The sequence below is a fragment of the Clostridium sp. AF34-10BH genome (assembly GCF_003478095.1).
In the GTDB taxonomy this organism is placed as follows: Bacteria; Bacillota; Clostridia; order Lachnospirales; family Lachnospiraceae; genus Acetatifactor; species Acetatifactor acetigignens.
Window position 1 is genome coordinate 272,424 of the sequence record NZ_QUEC01000001.1, and the last position, 16,031, is coordinate 288,454.

Annotated in this window: 14 protein-coding genes, 4 pseudogenes and 1 other annotated feature; of the genes and pseudogenes, 16 read left to right on the top strand and 2 right to left on the bottom strand. The window is 45.8% G+C overall.

Annotated elements, in window-relative coordinates; genetic code table 11:
• Positions 1-29 precede the first annotated feature (29 nt).
• The 4 genes and pseudogenes from DWZ61_RS01290 (at position 30) to DWZ61_RS01310 (ending at position 3,338) form a co-directional block, all read left to right on the top strand.
• On the top strand, positions 30-326 hold the full coding sequence (locus tag DWZ61_RS01290; RefSeq protein WP_118502764.1) for a DUF4366 domain-containing protein: 297 nt from the start codon (positions 30-32) through the stop codon (positions 324-326).
• Positions 327-329: 3 nt separating this feature from the next.
• The gene (gene rlmD, locus DWZ61_RS01295; RefSeq protein WP_118537181.1) at positions 330-1,805 is read left to right on the top strand and encodes a 23S rRNA (uracil(1939)-C(5))-methyltransferase RlmD; all 1,476 of its coding nucleotides are present in this window, start codon (positions 330-332) and stop codon (positions 1,803-1,805) included.
• A gap of 8 nt (positions 1,806-1,813) precedes the next feature.
• Positions 1,814-1,968 (top strand): annotated as a pseudogene (locus DWZ61_RS01300) (AAA family ATPase); the annotation flags it as partial.
• Positions 1,969-2,072: 104 nt separating this feature from the next.
• The gene (locus tag DWZ61_RS01310) at positions 2,073-3,338 is read left to right on the top strand and encodes a glycoside hydrolase family 27 protein (protein WP_055264003.1); all 1,266 of its coding nucleotides are present in this window, start codon (positions 2,073-2,075) and stop codon (positions 3,336-3,338) included.
• 21 nt (positions 3,339-3,359) lie between these two features.
• On the opposite strand, the pseudogene DWZ61_RS01315 reads toward DWZ61_RS01310, so the two are convergent.
• A pseudogene (locus tag DWZ61_RS01315) lies at positions 3,360-3,674 on the bottom strand (DUF1003 domain-containing protein); the annotation flags it as partial.
• Between the two features lie 188 nt (positions 3,675-3,862).
• Here DWZ61_RS01315 and DWZ61_RS01320 point away from each other — a divergent pair.
• From DWZ61_RS01320 to DWZ61_RS01360, 8 genes and pseudogenes are all read left to right on the top strand, one after another.
• A complete protein-coding gene (locus tag DWZ61_RS01320) occupies positions 3,863-5,359 on the top strand; it encodes a glycoside hydrolase 43 family protein (RefSeq protein ID WP_118537182.1) in 1,497 nt (498 codons plus the stop codon).
• A gap of 129 nt (positions 5,360-5,488) precedes the next feature.
• A complete protein-coding gene (locus DWZ61_RS01325; protein WP_117922525.1) occupies positions 5,489-5,731 on the top strand; it encodes a hypothetical protein in 243 nt (80 codons plus the stop codon).
• A complete protein-coding gene (locus DWZ61_RS20030; protein WP_118503236.1) occupies positions 5,728-6,174 on the top strand; it encodes an alkaline phosphatase in 447 nt (148 codons plus the stop codon). The genes DWZ61_RS01325 and DWZ61_RS20030 overlap by 4 nt, the downstream gene beginning before the upstream one ends.
• 287 nt (positions 6,175-6,461) lie before the next feature.
• Positions 6,462-6,916 (top strand): annotated as a pseudogene (locus DWZ61_RS01335) (hypothetical protein); the annotation flags it as partial.
• Between the two features lie 12 nt (positions 6,917-6,928).
• Complete coding sequence (locus tag DWZ61_RS01340; RefSeq protein WP_118503238.1) at positions 6,929-7,465, top strand: hypothetical protein; 537 nt, start codon at positions 6,929-6,931, stop codon at positions 7,463-7,465.
• A gap of 76 nt (positions 7,466-7,541) precedes the next feature.
• Positions 7,542-7,649: pseudogene (locus tag DWZ61_RS20035) on the top strand (PrgI family protein); the annotation flags it as partial.
• Between the two features lie 590 nt (positions 7,650-8,239).
• Positions 8,240-8,788 (top strand): GNAT family protein, encoded by a 549-nt coding sequence (locus tag DWZ61_RS01355; RefSeq protein WP_117464887.1) that lies wholly within the window; start codon positions 8,240-8,242, stop codon positions 8,786-8,788.
• 63 nt (positions 8,789-8,851) lie between these two features.
• A complete protein-coding gene (locus DWZ61_RS01360; RefSeq protein ID WP_147354660.1) occupies positions 8,852-9,181 on the top strand; it encodes a hypothetical protein in 330 nt (109 codons plus the stop codon).
• Between the two features lie 82 nt (positions 9,182-9,263).
• Here DWZ61_RS01360 and DWZ61_RS01365 read toward each other — a convergent pair whose 3' ends face one another.
• The gene (locus DWZ61_RS01365) at positions 9,264-9,470 is read right to left on the bottom strand and encodes a hypothetical protein (protein WP_117464889.1); all 207 of its coding nucleotides are present in this window, start codon (positions 9,468-9,470) and stop codon (positions 9,264-9,266) included.
• A 246-nt stretch (positions 9,471-9,716) separates the two neighbouring features.
• On the opposite strand from DWZ61_RS01365, the gene DWZ61_RS01370 reads away from it, so the two are divergent.
• From DWZ61_RS01370 to DWZ61_RS01385, 4 genes are all read left to right on the top strand, one after another.
• The gene (locus DWZ61_RS01370) at positions 9,717-11,636 is read left to right on the top strand and encodes a DUF6020 family protein (protein WP_118537183.1); all 1,920 of its coding nucleotides are present in this window, start codon (positions 9,717-9,719) and stop codon (positions 11,634-11,636) included.
• 24 nt (positions 11,637-11,660) lie between these two features.
• Positions 11,661-12,809 carry a hypothetical protein gene (locus tag DWZ61_RS01375; RefSeq protein ID WP_118537184.1) on the top strand — a complete coding sequence of 383 codons (1,149 nt, stop codon included), beginning with the start codon at positions 11,661-11,663 and terminating at the stop codon, positions 12,807-12,809.
• Positions 12,809-13,780, top strand: coding sequence for a PIN domain-containing protein (locus DWZ61_RS01380; RefSeq protein WP_118537185.1), 972 nt, complete (start codon positions 12,809-12,811; stop codon positions 13,778-13,780). Before DWZ61_RS01375 ends, DWZ61_RS01380 begins: the two co-directional genes overlap by 1 nt.
• Positions 13,781-13,860: 80 nt before the next feature.
• Positions 13,861-14,128 (top strand) — a binding site (T-box leader).
• Positions 14,129-14,234: 106 nt separating this feature from the next.
• Positions 14,235-15,926: a carbon starvation CstA family protein gene (locus tag DWZ61_RS01385; protein ID WP_118537250.1), complete on the top strand. Its 1,692-nt coding sequence runs from the start codon at positions 14,235-14,237 to the stop codon at positions 15,924-15,926.
• Positions 15,927-16,031: the final 105 nt, after the last annotated feature.

A 16,031-nucleotide genomic window follows, 5' to 3' on the forward strand; every position in this document is an offset into this window, starting at 1 on the left:
AATAGATGCAGGAAAGGCAGGTAAATAATATGAACAGAATTGAAAATCTGGTAGATCTTGACAAATTAAATGAGCTGAAAGTCAGCGAACTGAAGAAGCTTAACAAGCTGTTGGGCAAGGAAGTAGAAGAGAAGAAGGAACGCAATATCCTGTTATGGGTACTGGCCATCATCGGCGCCGTAGCAGCTGTTGCAGCCGTAGCTTATGCCGTATATCGTTTCTTCTTCGCACAGGATTATCTGGAAGACTTCGAGGATGATTTCGAAGACGAAGCAGATGACGTGGAAGAGGATGACGACTTCTTCGAGGATGAAGGAGAGAACTAACCCATGAAAAAAGGACAGGTATATGAAGGATCTGTTGTAAGGGTTGATTTTCCCAACAAAGGGATCGTCTGTGTGGGAGATGAGACTGCTGTAGTCAAGAACGGCCTGCCCGGACAGAAAGTCAAGTTCTCAGTGAATAAAGTACGCAAAGGGAAGGCGGAAGGAAGGCTTTTAGAGGTGACGGAGAAGTCACCTCTGGAAACCGGACGGACGTGTTCCCTTTTTGGGTTATGCGGCGGATGTACCTATCTGTCTCTTCCCTATGAAGAACAGCTGAAAGTCAAGGAGGAACAGGTAAAACGCCTGCTGGACAGTGTGTTAAACAAGCAGGAGGAAGCCTGGGCTTTTGAGGGCATCAAGGGCAGCCCGAAGGCTTATGAATACCGTAATAAGATGGAATTTTCCTTCGGAGACGAGTACAAGGACGGACCGCTGGCGCTGGGCATGCATAAGAGAGGCAGCTTCTACGATATAGTGACCGTAGCGGACTGTGAGATCGTGGATGCGGATTACCGCCTGATCTTACAGACAGTGAGAGATTACTTTGCCCGGGCGAAGGTAAGCTTTTTCCACAGAATGAGCCATGAGGGGTACTTACGTCACCTGCTGGTACGTAAGGCATCCCGCACCGGAGAGATTCTGGTGGCACTGGTGACGACCTCACAGGATCCCTGGCAGGGAGAGACGGCGGTGGAAGGAAGCTTGGATGTGGATGCGCTGATCACAGGATTTAAGGATCTGTTGCTTTCCCTGGAACAGGATAGGAAGCTAGCCGGAAAATTCGCAGGAATCTTACATATTACTAATGATTCCATTGCAGATGTGGTGCAGAGTGATCGTACGGAGCTGTTATACGGACAGGAGTATTTTTATGAGGAACTGCTGGGGTTGAAATTCAAGATCTCCACATTCTCCTTTTTCCAGACCAACTCTTACAGTGCGGAGGTACTGTACCAGACGGCAAGAGATTATGTGGGCGACCTGGGCGGCAGTGACAAGACTGTGTTCGACCTCTACAGCGGCACCGGTACCATCGCACAGCTCATGGCACCGGCGGCCGGAAAGGTTATCGGCGTGGAAATCGTGGAGGAAGCCGTAGAGGCAGCAAAGAAAAATGCCGCTGCCAACGGACTGGATAACTGCGAATTCATCGCCGGAGATGTACTGAAGGTTCTGGACGAAGTGGAAGAGAAGCCGGATATGATCATCCTGGATCCCCCCAGAGACGGCATCCACCCCAAGGCACTGCCGAAGATCATTGCTTACGGCGTGGATCATATTGTCTACATCTCCTGCAAACCCACCAGCCTTGTGCGGGATCTGGAAGTGTTTCTGGAGAACGGTTACTGCGTGGACAAGGCCGTGGCCGTGGACCAGTTCCCCTGGACCGCAAATGTCGAGACGGTTGTCTTGCTTTCCAAGGGCGCTAAAGGTCCGGTGGACCTTTGCTCAGCGCGGACCGAAGTGGAACGGAGCTGATCAAGGTTATGACCGGTATCCGCCGCTGCGGAAAGTCGGTCATGCTGGAGCTGATTAAACAGGAGCTTACAGAGTCCGGTGTCAGTCCGATGCAGTTTATTTCCATTAACTTTGAAGATATGAGTTATTCCCATATCGAACCGAGCTGATTCATCCGCAGGTAGCACCTGCTCCGCAGGAATTACAGGATAAGCATTATTTCCGTAAGCATGGTGCAGATGCATATTACGGACAGAATTAACAGGATATCGAGAGGGTATAAAACAGATGAAGATGAAAACAGCACCTATGGGGTGGAACAGCTGGGATTGTTATGGAGCGGCTGTTACAGAAGATATCGTACGACGGAACGCTGAATTTATGGCTGAGCATCTGAAGGAGTACGGTTGGGAATATATTGTGGTGGATATCCAATGGTATGAGCCTTATGCTGCAACCAATGAGTATCATCCTTTTGCGGATGTAGTAATGGATGAGTATGGAAGACTGCTTCCCGCAGTAAATCGTTTTCCTTCCGCAGCAAACGGTGCGGGCTTTGGACCATTGGCAGAATATGTCCATTCTCTTGGATTGAAGTTCGGCATTCATATTATGAGAGGGATTCCACGACAGGCTGTACATCAGAACACAAAAATCATGAACAGTGACAGACATGCCCGGGAAATTGCCAAAACAAACAGTATCTGTGCCTGGAATACGGATATGTATGGTGTAGATCCTGAGAAAGACGGGGCACGGGAATACTATAACAGTATTTTTGAATTATATGCTTCCTGGGGTGTGGATTTTATTAAATGTGATGATATTGCACGGGAACTGCCACATGAGGAATCCGAACTGATTATGCTGAGCAAAGCATTGCATGGTTGCGGAAGACCCATGGTTTTAAGTCTGTCGCCGGGACCTGCTCTTTTAGAAAAGGCAGAGCTTTATAAGCAGATTTCCAATATGTGGAGAATCACCGATGATTTCTGGGATAAGTGGGAACTGTTATATGATATGTTTTCAAGAGCAGAAAAATGGTGCACCCATGCAGGTGCAGGGCACTGGCCGGATGCCGATATGCTTCCGGTCGGACCGATACGGCAGGTATATGATGTGAATAACTGGACGAATTTCACACAGGATGAGCAGATCACCATGCTGACACTCTGGAGTATCATGCGTTCTCCTTTGATGCTGGGAGGAGAGCTGACAGGGTTTGACGAATTCACTATGAATCTGGTAACCAATTCTGAAATACTTGCCATGCATGCAAATGCACGGCATTCGCATCAGGTGTGGAGACGTGAAATCGATGGTATAGAGCATGCATTGTGGATTGCAGCAGATACAAAGGGTGGATATTATGTCGCGGTATTTAATCTGGGTGATAAAGACAGTGACATATCCATACCGCTTGCCGATCTGGAGATTTATGATGGAGTAAATGGAACGGAGCTTTGGAGCGGAGAGCACGTGGAAGAGCCAAAGAGCCTTAGTGTGTCATTAAAGAGTCATGGTGCTAGGGCATATCATTTTACGTACAACTAAAAAGCATACTACTGTTAATGTATAGAGATCTTCAATCATGATCTCAGTTTTGAGATTAACCTTATAGTCATTTTCAGCACGTTGGCGATCTTTTTCTTCTTGCCGGTTCTGACTCATCATGATAAGAGGTGCCTGAATCGCAGCTACACAGGACAGCACGAGATTAAGCAGGATAAAAGGGAATGGATCAAAGGCTTTGACGGCAAGCAGATTCAGAACCTCCTCATTGGTCATATCATGGCGAATTTCTTTAAGCACTTCTTTTAATAGTTTGCGGTTTTCCTTCATGCTGGTCTCCTTCTGTTTATTCCCGGTAAATCTGTGCAAACCGGAAATTTCTGATGAATAACATGGTGCAGGATCGTTTTCGATTATTATATTTTACTGTGAGATTGTGATATTAGCAATAGTGAAATGGGGCAGAGAAGAGTTGAAAAGGCAGACGGATAAGAAACAAAGATAAAATAGTAAAAATAGAATAGAACAAAGAAAGAATATGGAGATAAAACAGAAAGGAATAAACAATGAATGTAAATCCTATAACAAGATTGGATTATCCAGATCCGGACGTGATCCGCGTAGAAGACACCTATTATATGGTATCCACAACCATGCACTTTATGCCGGGCTGTGAGATTCTGCAGTCTTTTGATCTGGTGCACTGGGAGCATGTGACTTATGTCTATGAGACGTTGGATCATACGGATGCGCAGCAACTGAAAAGCGGTCAGAATATTTACGGACAGGGCATGTGGGCAGCTTCCCTGCGCTATCATGAAGGCCGATTTTGTATCTGCTTTGTGGCAAATGATACCCGTAAGACTTATTTGTATACTTCGGAAAAAATAGATGGTCCATGGAAAAAGCAGCTGATAGAAGGCTTTTATCATGACGGCTCTTTATTATTTGATGAGGATGGCAGAAACTATATTGTATATGGAAATGATGAAATCTGGATTACAGAATTGAATGAAGATTTGACTGCACCAAAGAAGGACGGATTACATCGTCTTTTAGTCAGTGATCATAAGAACCCGGAGCTAGGCTATGAGGGTTCTCATATTCAAAAAATAAACGGCTATTATTATATTTTTCTGATTCATTCCCTGAGAGACCGCTGGATGCGGACGGAAGCATGCTTTTACAGTGATTCTCTGGAAGGAGAATTCACGGGTGGAGATGTACTTTGTGATGATCGTGGATATTGTGGACAGGGCGTGGCACAGGGAGGAATAGTGGATACGCCGGATGGAAAGTGGTATGCAATGCTGTTTCAGGATTCCGGAGCAGTTGGACGGATTCCTATTCTGCTTCCGGTTACCTGGAAGGATCATTTTCCGTTTTTTGGACAGAACGGACATGTGCCGGAAGAAATAGAGGTTCACAGTACCAGACCAGGATATATTTATCAGCCATTAGTGGGAAGTGATGATTTCTGTAATGGGCTGCTTCCGCGTTGGCAGTTTAATCATGATCCAGATCCACGGTACTATCATCTGGATGCATTGCAGGGAACCTATACAATTACAACACGGGAAGTTTGTACAGAGCTTACACAGGCAGTAAATACGCTTACGCAAAGGATGAGTTATCCGTCCTGCGCAGCTGAGGTTACTGTTGATGCTTCTGCATTGAAAGAGGGCGATGTCGCAGGTTTGTGTGCGTTGCAGAGCTGTTATGTTGCAGTTGGCATTACAAAACATCATGGAAAATATGAAGTCCTTATGCTGGATAAAAAAGAAGATGGTATATTGGATATGACGGAAGGAACTGTTGTTGAATCACACCAGATGGATTTTCGTCTTGAAGCAGATTTCTGTAACATGAAGGATGAAGCACGCTGCTATTACCGGGTAAATAAGGGAGACTGGCTACCCATCGGAACCGTGCATAAGCTGTACTTCAAACTGGATCATTTTACTGGTTGCCGGTTTGGTCTGTTCTGCTATGCGGCAGAGGAAACAGGAGGAAGTGCCTGCTTCCGGGATTTTAAGTATTATGATGTTGATGAAATCTCATAAAGATAGAACTGCATAAAATAAGTGTCGGAATTTACTCAATTTTTCCTACTTTGGACATTGGTTTTTACAACGGTATTGTATAGTGAAGCAGAGGAAAAACAAAACATGTTTCAGAGAGGAAAAACGATTATGAGAATTAAGAGTATGATGAAGGGTATGCTTGCTGTTGTAATGGCAATGTCTATGGCAGCATGCTCCGGAGCACCTGCAGCAGACCAGACTTCTTCTGAGTCACCGTCACCGGCACAGACAGAAAGTACAGCAGCAACAGAGCAGGAAACAATCGTAACAGAAGTATCTGCAGAAACGCAGACGCAAGAAGAAACAGCAAAAGCACCGAAATATGTTTTCTGTTTATTGGTGATGGTATGAGCTATCCCCAGTTTCAGGCAGCATCTGACTATCTTGGAGCAATAGCAGATGAAGATTATGTCAAGGTACTTCCGAGCAATAGCTATGAAGACCGTGGAGGAGCAGTACTGGACGGACCGGAAGCAGGATACAAGGTTACCTATACACAGGCTGATGCAGAAGCGGTTACGGCTGAAGATGGAAGGGTTATTCTGATGGATGAGCATCTGGCAGATTCCGACGCTATGGATTATGATATGGATCGTGCAGATGGAGAATGGGCATTATCTGACTATGTACAAAAGGGTATTGAAGTATTGGATAATGGCACCGGATTCTTTATGATGTGTGAAGGTGGAAAGATTGACTGGGCATGTTTTCAGCCCAGTCCCGGCAGATTTCCGTCATCAGCAGACGGAAGCGGATTTACACACCTGCTTCTTATGTACATGAACTTGGATTAAAATTCGGTATTCATATTATGGGAAGGAAGAGTTTCATTTAATCAGATGATGAAGGATATTAAGTCAGGAAAAGATACGGATTTTGTTGACGAGCTTATTTTTAAGGTCATAAATGCACCGACCAAGAGAATGAAAATTGAATATGTCTAAGGCAAATTACAAAGCCGCTTATTCTTATTGATTTTAAGAGTAGGCGGTTTTTTGCGTTCTCTTGTACTTGTTTACATAGCCACCTTGACAAAGTGGCTAAAACTATGCGAAAGGAGGACGCATCTATGTCAAATCGCAAAAAGACGGTGTTGCCGACGGAGATTGTGACAGCCGTGGAGGACTGCGGCTTTTTTGAAAGCATTCCCCTATGGGCGGTGACGCTCATCGGCGGGCTGTTCATCACAGTGCTGTCGTTCATTATGATAATGTCGGTGTACGGCAGGTTTTTCAAGCTGTACCTTTATACCGCAATCGCTCCCGTCCCTCTTTCTTCTTTGCGGGAGAGCCGAGCCAGAATGTCGGCAGGAGCTTTATCAAGAGTTATTGTGCCGTGTGCCTTGAGGGTGCAATCATCGTGCTTGCCTGCATTATCTTTTCGGTGTTTGCGGCTTCCCCGCCCGTGGTCAATCCCGATGCGGCTACGGTCACGATGGTGTGGAGCTATATCGGGGAACTGGTATTCAATATGCTCGTCCTTGTCGGTGCGGTCAAGATGGCAGACCGTGTCGTGCGTGAAATGATGGGCTTGTAAGGGAGAAAGCGGATGAAACGTGTATATATATTTAAGGACGGGGTACAAAATGCTTCGTTGTCGATAGATTTGGATTACAACCTTGAGATTGTAAGATGTGAAGATTTTGAGGATCGCATAAATCTAAAAGAATGTGCGAGGAAATCCTTTAATAAGGCGTTAAACGAGCGTGATTTAGGAGATTGTGAGGATTCAACATCTTCTCTGACTACGGGGGAAATTCATTTTGTTAGAGGAAATCCTACTGAGTTTTCAATGGATGTCTGCATTGTATGCAGAGATACAGAGGAAGATTTTTACAGACTTATTCACAAAAAAACAGGGTTCACTTATCGGGATGAATACTATTGGAACAAAGCCCCTCATTCCGCAGGAATACAGAAAAAGGCTAAGTATATTAAGAAAAGGGGAAAATGGCAGCTTGTCAGAACGCAGTATTTGAATATCAAAAACAGATACCTGCGGCAGAACGACCACGACCATCCCTCTTTCATATGCTATATTGAAGCTGTAAACAATGTATATAACGCAAGAATGAGTTGGAAGTAAACGGAGTAAAACTTGAAGAATCGTCATTTTTCCAAAGATGGCAATTTTTTTGTGCTAAAAAGGAGGTGTTTATGGATTGGAAGTAAAGATAAATAAAGAAATCCGCAATTACACGGAATCCATGTTTTTCGGGCTGTCTATGCGGCAGTTCCTTTTTTCCGCCCTTGCCTGCGGCATACTTCTATGCCCAGAAAGCAGGGCAAAATTAAGAAAACACCCTGCGGGTATCCCTTTATGCCCAAGATGCAGGGCGAGTAATTGACTTTGACCATCGCCCCTTTAAAAATGTGGAAGTCATGGATGAGGCAATGATATCCTTATGGAATCAAAGAGTAAATCATGATGACAATGTGTATATTTTGGGGGATTTCTGCTATAGAAACGAAAAAAGTGCGGAATGGTATCTGAGTCAACTAAAGGGACATAAGCATCTGGTTCTTGGGTCTGTACCATTATCCGATGTCGGAATGGAATGGCTCTTACAGAGGTCACTTGCACTTTTATGGTCATATTCACGATAAGAGGGATGAAACATGGGAATATATGAATCAGGGGGAGAACGCTTATAATGTGGGCTGCATGTTATATGGATACGGACCGGTACGCCTGAATGAGATTGTGAAGGCGAACAGGACTATGTGATTGTCTGCGGAGACTTTGGGCTTTGCGTAAGCGGCGGATGTTCGAAGAATATAGTGCCCAAAAAGGAAGTTCTATGTTATAATTCAAATAACATCAAGGACTTCGCAACACACAGAGCAGATGTAAGGTGGCATGATGAGTAAAAATATATGCAGATTAGATGGAAATCAAATTTTTTTATCCGTACTGAGGGATGATGAGGAGGCAGTCGGCTTATACGCGAAGTGGATGTCGGATGAAACCACCTGTGTCTTTATAGAGCATGCGCATTCTGTGGTGGACATCACCCGGATGCCCGGTTGGGTAAGAGACCATTCTGTCATGCGGATGGGAATTGTCCTGAAAGAGACAGACACATTGATTGGATATTGTCATATTGACCATCGAACTGAGGATATGTCAGCCTGGTTATCCATTAACATCGGAGAAAAGTCGGTGCGTGGAAAAGGCATTGGAACCGAAGTCGTGCAGATACTCTTGCGGTACTGCTTTATGGCGCTGGGAGTGTATAGTGTCCATCTGGATGTACTGGAAACGAACACCCCTGCCATTAAGTGTTACGAGAAGGCAGGATTCAGAATAAGTGGCAGATACCGGGGGCATTGTTACTATATGCGGAACCACTATGACTGGCTGCACATGGATATCTTATATGATGAATACCTGAAAATACATGTTTAGTGGAACATATCCTATTTCTTTCAACAATTAGATGATGAAATATGTGAAAATGTGAGTATTTGTGTGTTGCCTTCCCATACCAAAGGAGAGACGAATGAGTCTGGAATTGCTGAATTAGCACGCAGATTGGCACAGAACAATCGTATAGATAAAGTTAATTATCTGATCAGAAACAAAACGATTGATAAACTGGCATATGACGGAAGTCGTGATATTAGAGTGCAAATCGGAAGCATAGGGGTTAATCCTGATGAAAGATATTTAAATTTTGTTGAGACGAATGGCAAGTTGTCTCCGGAGGGAAATCAGTTTCTGATAGACAAGCATAAGGCAAGAGGAGTGAGAGATACAAAAGAACTTATGGAATTTATAGGACAACCGGAGTATGAATAAAGCAAAAAAAGTCCGTCGGAGCGTTAAAGCATCGACGGACTTTTTTTGCTTTGCTATTTTACAAAAGTAAAAATCAAAAAAATTACAGAGTCTGATGCACCTCGCGGATCACTGCGTCGGTAAGCTCCGGAGCTTTCGCGGGATCGATGTCATCTGGAAATTCCGCATCAATGGTGGAAGCAACCGGCCGGTAGTTCAGACGCAGTGCGTTTTTCTGAATATAATCGGTAGCCTGATTGTAAGTTTCCTCTGTAACGCCATTTAAAGTGATCGTATATAATTTTGCCATAATCTATCATCCTTTCTGTTGGTTTATGAGTTTGTGGAAACATTTCCTTGTTTCTGTATATAGTATATCTCTTTTTATAAAAAAAAGAAATGCGCAAAAATTATAAATATAATAATAGGAATCATTACTATATTTGTTAAATATATACAATATATCAAATAGAAAAGAACTTACAATGATTGACAGAAAGTGTAAATTTCAATATAGTGGAAGAAATGGAAATAAATGTATGGAGGCATCTTACGATTGACTATTGCAAAGGATAAATGGATGAAATACAAAGGAACTTCGGGTAGAGCGGTTCTGACTCTGTGCGGTGTCTACGGGGTGGCATATCTGTTCAGCTTACAGCCGGTGAACCGGATCTATTACAGTGTTCTGAATGTGCTGCTGGCTGTGGGAATCTATTCTATGTTGCAGCAGACGGAGCAAAATCTCCGGAAAATAGAGGAGAAAAGGGACAGGAAGCGCAGAATCTGTTATGTGGCAGTGATCAGCTTCCTGTTTGCCTTGTCCATGGTCATGGGATATCAGCTGCAGAATCTGGGAATGACGGATTGCGGAGTCCGGGGCAAAGGGATGATCCTGATCCGTGCGCTGTGCTTAAGTGTTGCCGCATTTCCTTTTGCAAATCTGTTGCTTGACGGGATAGACCGACTCTCTGCGAGAGGAGAAGCAACGATGTCGGGGAGATATTGGAAGACCGACATTGTATTCGCAGCAACGGCAGTCGTTATTTTCCTGTGCCTGATTCCGGTATGGCTGGCTTATTACCCGATCATCATGTCTTACGATTTTCACAGACAGGTCAACGAAGCGTATAAGGGCCTGGAATGGTTTTATCCCTTGCAGCCCATTGCACATACATGGCTGATCCGGCTGTTTTTACAGATTGGAACGGCCATCGGATCCTACGAGGCGGGAATGGCCTGTATGGCGGTATTCCAGATGGTGCTGTATGCTCTGGTCATGGGTTATGCCACGTCCATGATCTGGCGGATGACTGCTAAAAAATGGCCGGTGGTGGTAACAACACTATTTCTGGCGCTTTTCCCATACAACACGGTTTTAGTGGTGTGTACCACAAAGGATACCTTGTTTACCATATTGTTTACGTTGTTCTTTTTACTTTTTCTGGAGAGAAATTATTTCAGCAACGGAAAAAAGAAAATCCTCATGAACATTCTTCTGGTGGCTGAGGGCTGTCTGATGATGCAGTTTCGTAATAATGCAGTATATGCGGTGGCGGTATTTATGCTGCTGTTATTGATCCTGCGGCCGAAAAAGGAAAAACTGGGTATTCTGATTCTGGGGATTTGTCTGGTACTGGGAGAGACCGGAATGCGAAATGTGATCCAGACAGCCATAGGGACCCGGCTGGAGGCTCCGAAGATCGAGGCTTACAGCGTTCCCATCCAGCAGTTTGCCAGAGTGGCATATTATCATGGAGAGGAACTGGAGGCGCAGGATCCGGAGCTGGCGGCATTGCTGGAAAAATATGTGCCGAGAGATCATTGGGATGCTTATTATGCGCCGCTGGCGGATACCATCAAGGGCGCGGTAAATGCTTCGGCATATACGGAGAATTCCAGGCAGTTTTTGAGAGACTGGCTACGAGTGGGCAAACGGTATCCGAACGAGTTCCTGGATGCTTTTCTGGAACTGACCAGAGGATACTGGTTCTGGGATGATTTCTCCTGGGCGGAAAATCTGGGCTATGGCACAGACACAAGGTATGGTGTGCTCTTTACCTATACTTCCTCGGAAATCGAAGGCTACGGCAGTATTGAACATCGGTCGAAATTCCCGGCACTGGAAAAAGTGCTGGAAAAGATCGTCAGTGGTAACTGCTTTAATGAATGGCCGGTGCTTTCCGTTATTTTTCATGGATCTCTATACAGCTGGAGCCTGTTCTTTTTGATGGTGTTGTGCCTGTATCGAAGAAAATACTGGTGTTTCCAGATGAGCTTACTGCCGTTTTTATACTTTGGGACCATGTTGCTGGGGCCGGTAGTGCAGGTACGTTATTTATTCCCCATTATGGTAATGCTGCCGGTACTTGCGGCATTTTTCTCGAGTGACAGGATGAAGAGCCAAAGCAATGAAAACAGGGAACAAAAGGTTGTTTTTCTGGGCCGGAAAATCTATAATAAGGCTATTGGATGATAATATAAACGGAAAGAGGACCCAATGGAGAATCAGGAGAAGAACGAAACAACTGTGCTTCCGGAGAATCCGGAGATTATGGTAAAGAATCCCCGGATCGGAAAGGTACGGAAACTGGAAGAGGAAGTCAGGCGCCAGAATGAGCTGGAGCAGCTCAGAACCAAACGGATCCGCAAGGAGCAGGAATATATCGAGCAGATGAGCAAGGCGGTGGAAGACCACCTGCGCAATACCAGAGAGGAACAGCGGTATAACGAAGAATTTGAACGGCTGATCCGCAAGGATGTCTATCGGATGCACGGCATCAGTGAGGACAAGCTGCAGGGAATGACGGAGTACCGCAATGCCTGGTATCAGGGAACGGCGTTCGGCATGTTTTTTCTGTCGCTGATTCTGACCGGAATCTGCGGATATCTTCATGGCTTCGGTTCGGAATTGTGTATTTTTATGGCATTTTATACCGCTATTGAGGGAACACTTCTGACCAATGGGAAAAGACAGCATGCATTGTTGGATATGGTGACAAGAATTCTGTATCTGCTGTTGTTTCCGGCCATGCTGATCGTATTTGTCTGTTTTGAACTGGGATTTACGGAGTATGGGATCGTCGTACCGGTACTGACGATTGCCGGTGTGGTGATTCTGGTGCTGGGAGCGGTATCGTACTTTGTGTATGACCCATACCGCCTGGACCGTAAGAACCACAAAAAGGCGGACCGCTATATCCGGGATATAGAAAAAGCCGCTGTCAAGGAAGTGGAACTGGAAGAAAAGGCACTGGCAAAACAGGCCAGAAAACAGGAAAAACTGGAACTTAAGGAAGAGGCCAGACAGGAACGGGCAGCAAAGCGAAGGGAACGGAAGAACCGGAGGGATGAGAAGCTCACCGGCTGGAAAGAAAGCATTCGCGAAAAGCTTCCGGCGAAGAAGAAAGCCACAGAGGAGAGCAGAACGGAGACAGGCATCCCAAAAGAGCCGGAAGCCGTGACGGAGGAAAAGCCGCAGGCAGGTGCAGAGGAGTCCGGGACGCCGGAGACAACCGGACCGGTAGAAAACACAGAGCCTGTAGAGACTGTGGAACAGAAGGATGCACCTGCGGAACCGGAGCAGGGGACACCGGAAGAGACTGGTAAAGCGGAAGAAATTGATACAACAAATGGGGAGGAGAAATAATGGCCTATTATCTGATTGATTTTGAAAATGTAAAGAGCCGAGGCATGGAGGGAGTGGAACTGCTGGCGGAGGAGGATACCGTCTGCATTTTCTACAGTGACAATGCGGACAGCATGACTTTTGACCTGCATCGGAAGTTGAATGAGACGAAAGCACAGATCATTTACCACAAGGTAGCAGTGGGTACCAAGAATGCACTGGATTTCCAGCTGGCAACGTATCTCGGTTACCTGATCTGTGAGCAGCAGAGGGAAGGAATACACCCGGATTACTTTATCGTGACCAAGGACAATGGATTCACCAGTCTGATGGTATACTGGAAAGCACAGGGAGTTCCCGTGCGGATCACCCGCAATCTTCTGTGGGGAAAGAACCCGACAGCGGAACAGAATCCTGCGGCCGAAGAAAATGCGGAGGAAATAACGGGAAGCGTGGAACAGGAGAGCGTGCAGGCTCTGTCGGTGGAAGCTGCAGAGCCGATGGCAGTGGAAATCACAGAACAGGAGACAGAGAACGCAACAGCGGTAATGACGGAGGAACCGAAGGCGGAAGTGGATGCAGAGGAGATTGCAGAGCCAGCATTTGTGAGCGTGCAGATCCTGGAAGAACCGTTGCCTGAGATACTGGAACCTGTGCCTGTGGAACCCGTGAAAAAAACGGTAAGGAAAAAGAGCGGAAATACCCGGAAGAAGAATACTGCAAATATGACAGAAAAGAAAACGACGGAGAAAACTGTTGATAAGAAGGCTTCAGAGAAGAAGGCAGCAGAAGAACCGGATGAACTGGCCCAGGCAGTGGAAAAGGTGCTTTCCGACCAGACCATCGTCCCTCAGGTGGTAAAATTCATCCGCCAGTACAAGACCAAACAGGGAATCAACAATGCCCTGAACAAAGAGTTCAAGGACAGCAAACGTACCAGCGAGATTTATTCCGCTATCAAACCTCTGATCGCGGATAAAAAGGGAAAATGATAAAATAGATCAATAAAAAATTAAAAGAAAACTATTGACATTATAAAATCAGAGTGGTATCTTTGCTATCGAACAGAAAGTGAAATTCGATGAGCAGAACAAGATCTGCATACGGAAGCATTTCAGAGAGCCGACGGCTGGTGTGAGACGGCATGTGAGTATGGCAGACTATCCTCTGTGAGAAGTACACTGAAGCAGTTAAGTAGGTGTCACCGGTATTCTACCGTTATTTAGAAGCCTGTTGGAAATGAGATATTTGTGTTTCATGGAGATGGGAAAAAGAGGTCGTATAAGATATACGGCAAGCAAAGTGGTAACGCGGAGAGCTTAGAGCTTTTCGTCTTTGAGTGCTTATAAAGCACTGGAGACGGAAAGCTTTTTTGTTTTACGGGCAATCAGAATTTTTCTTTCTGTCACGACAAAACAACAAGACACAAGAAAGAAGGAAACAAAAATGAACAGTTTGGTAATCATTCTGATCGCAATGGTAGTGCTGGCAGCAGGCTATGTCTTCTACGGAAGATGGCTTGCCAAAAAGTGGGGAATTGATGAGAAGGCGAAGACGCCTGCTTTTACCCATGAAGACGGAGAGGACTTTGTACCTTCCTCCAAATTCACTGTATTTTCTCATCAGTTTTCCTCTATCGCCGGAGCAGGTCCTGTGACGGGTCCCATCCTCGCATCGGTATTCGGATGGGTTCCCGTGCTCCTGTGGCTTCTGATCGGCGGTCTGTTCTTCGGTGCCGTACAGGATTTCGGTGCGCTGTATGCCTCCGTGAAGAACGAAGGAAAATCCATGGGAATGATCATTGAAAAATACATTGGTAAGACCGGCAGAAAGTTGTTCATGCTGTTCTGCTGGCTGTTCACTCTGTTAGTCATTGCGGCATTTACCGATATGGTGGCAGGTACCTTCGTAGGTACCGGACTGGAAGATGCCAGTGTGGCATATGCCAACGGCAGTGCGGCATCCATTTCCATGTTGTTCATCGTTGTAGCAGTGATCTTCGGTCTGATCCAGAAAAAGGTCGGCAAGATGAATGAGTGGGTCAAGGCAGTCGTAGCCATCGGTCTGTTGGTAGTAATGTTCGCTGTAGGTATGCATCTTCCCATCTATGCTTCCAAGACTGCATGGATCTACATCATCATGGCATACCTGTTCCTTGCATCCGTAATGCCCATGTGGCTTCTGATGCAGCCCAGAGATTACATGACCACCTTTATGCTGCTGGGTATGATCATCGGTGCCGTACTTGGTGTGGTTGTGGCTCATCCCGATATGGAGCTGAATGCATTTAACGGTTTTCAGGTAGGTAACAGCAGCCTGTTCCCGACTCTGTTCGTCACCATCGCCTGCGGTGCGGTATCCGGCTTCCACAGCCTGGTATCCTCCGGTACTTCATCCAAGACCATCAGCAATGAAAAAGATATGCCCATGGTAGGTTATGGTGCCATGATCGTAGAGAGTCTGCTGGGTGTGGTTGCACTGGTAGTTGTCGGTGCAGTTGCAGTCAATGGCACGAAGCCCGATGGTACACCGTTCTCCATTTTCTCCTCCGGTGTCGCAGGATTCCTGGAGAAGATGGGGGTTCCCGTAACCGTAGCAACTGTATTCATGACCATGTGTGTATCTGCATTGGCACTGACTTCTCTGGATTCCGTAGCAAGAATCGGGCGTATGTCCTTCCAGGAGCTGTTCCTGGGAGACACCACAGATACCGCAAAGATGACTCCCGTGCAGAGAGTTCTGACCAATAAGTATTTTGCAACTGTGATCACTTTGTTTTTCGGTTATCTGCTGACTCTTGGCGGATACAACAATGTATGGCCGCTGTTCGGTTCTGCGAACCAGCTGCTGGCAGCACTGGTATTGATCGCTCTGGCCGTATTCTTAAAGACTACCGGTCGTACCGGCTGGACACTGTACTTCCCTATGGGAATGATGCTGGTCGTAACCTTTACTGCATTGATCCAGAAGACAGTTGCCCTGGTGAAAAATGTGGCAGCCGGACAGGCAACCTTCCTGGTAGACGGCTTACAGCTGATCGTAGCCATACTGCTTATGGTACTGGGAGTTATGGTTGCTTACAGCTGCATCCGCAAGCTGTTCGGTGCCGGGAAAAATTCAGAAAAAGAGGCAGCATAAGTTGTCAAAAAAATTGATTTTCCGGTAGAAAAGAAAGATAAGATATGCTAGAATAAGGAACGGTCAAGGAGCAAAAAACTCTTTGACCGTTCTTTTCGTCAGAGT

Excerpts from the sequence above, each read along its gene's own strand:
- DWZ61_RS01290 (WP_118502764.1), top strand. The coding sequence starts at position 30 with ATGAACAGAATTGAAAATCTGGTAGATCTTGACAAATTAAATGAGCTG.
- rlmD (WP_118537181.1), top strand. The coding sequence starts at position 330 with ATGAAAAAAGGACAGGTATATGAAGGATCTGTTGTAAGGGTTGATTTT.
- DWZ61_RS01310 (WP_055264003.1), top strand. The coding sequence starts at position 2,073 with ATGAAGATGAAAACAGCACCTATGGGGTGGAACAGCTGGGATTGTTAT.
- DWZ61_RS01320 (WP_118537182.1), top strand. The coding sequence starts at position 3,863 with ATGAATGTAAATCCTATAACAAGATTGGATTATCCAGATCCGGACGTG.
- DWZ61_RS01325 (WP_117922525.1), top strand. The coding sequence starts at position 5,489 with ATGAGAATTAAGAGTATGATGAAGGGTATGCTTGCTGTTGTAATGGCA.
- DWZ61_RS20030 (WP_118503236.1), top strand. The coding sequence starts at position 5,728 with ATGAGCTATCCCCAGTTTCAGGCAGCATCTGACTATCTTGGAGCAATA.
- DWZ61_RS01340 (WP_118503238.1), top strand. The coding sequence starts at position 6,929 with ATGAAACGTGTATATATATTTAAGGACGGGGTACAAAATGCTTCGTTG.
- DWZ61_RS01355 (WP_117464887.1), top strand. The coding sequence starts at position 8,240 with ATGATGAGTAAAAATATATGCAGATTAGATGGAAATCAAATTTTTTTA.
- DWZ61_RS01365 (WP_117464889.1), bottom strand. The coding sequence starts at position 9,470 with ATGGCAAAATTATATACGATCACTTTAAATGGCGTTACAGAGGAAACT.
- DWZ61_RS01375 (WP_118537184.1), top strand. The coding sequence starts at position 11,661 with ATGGAGAATCAGGAGAAGAACGAAACAACTGTGCTTCCGGAGAATCCG.
- DWZ61_RS01380 (WP_118537185.1), top strand. The coding sequence starts at position 12,809 with ATGGCCTATTATCTGATTGATTTTGAAAATGTAAAGAGCCGAGGCATG.
- DWZ61_RS01385 (WP_118537250.1), top strand. The coding sequence starts at position 14,235 with ATGAACAGTTTGGTAATCATTCTGATCGCAATGGTAGTGCTGGCAGCA.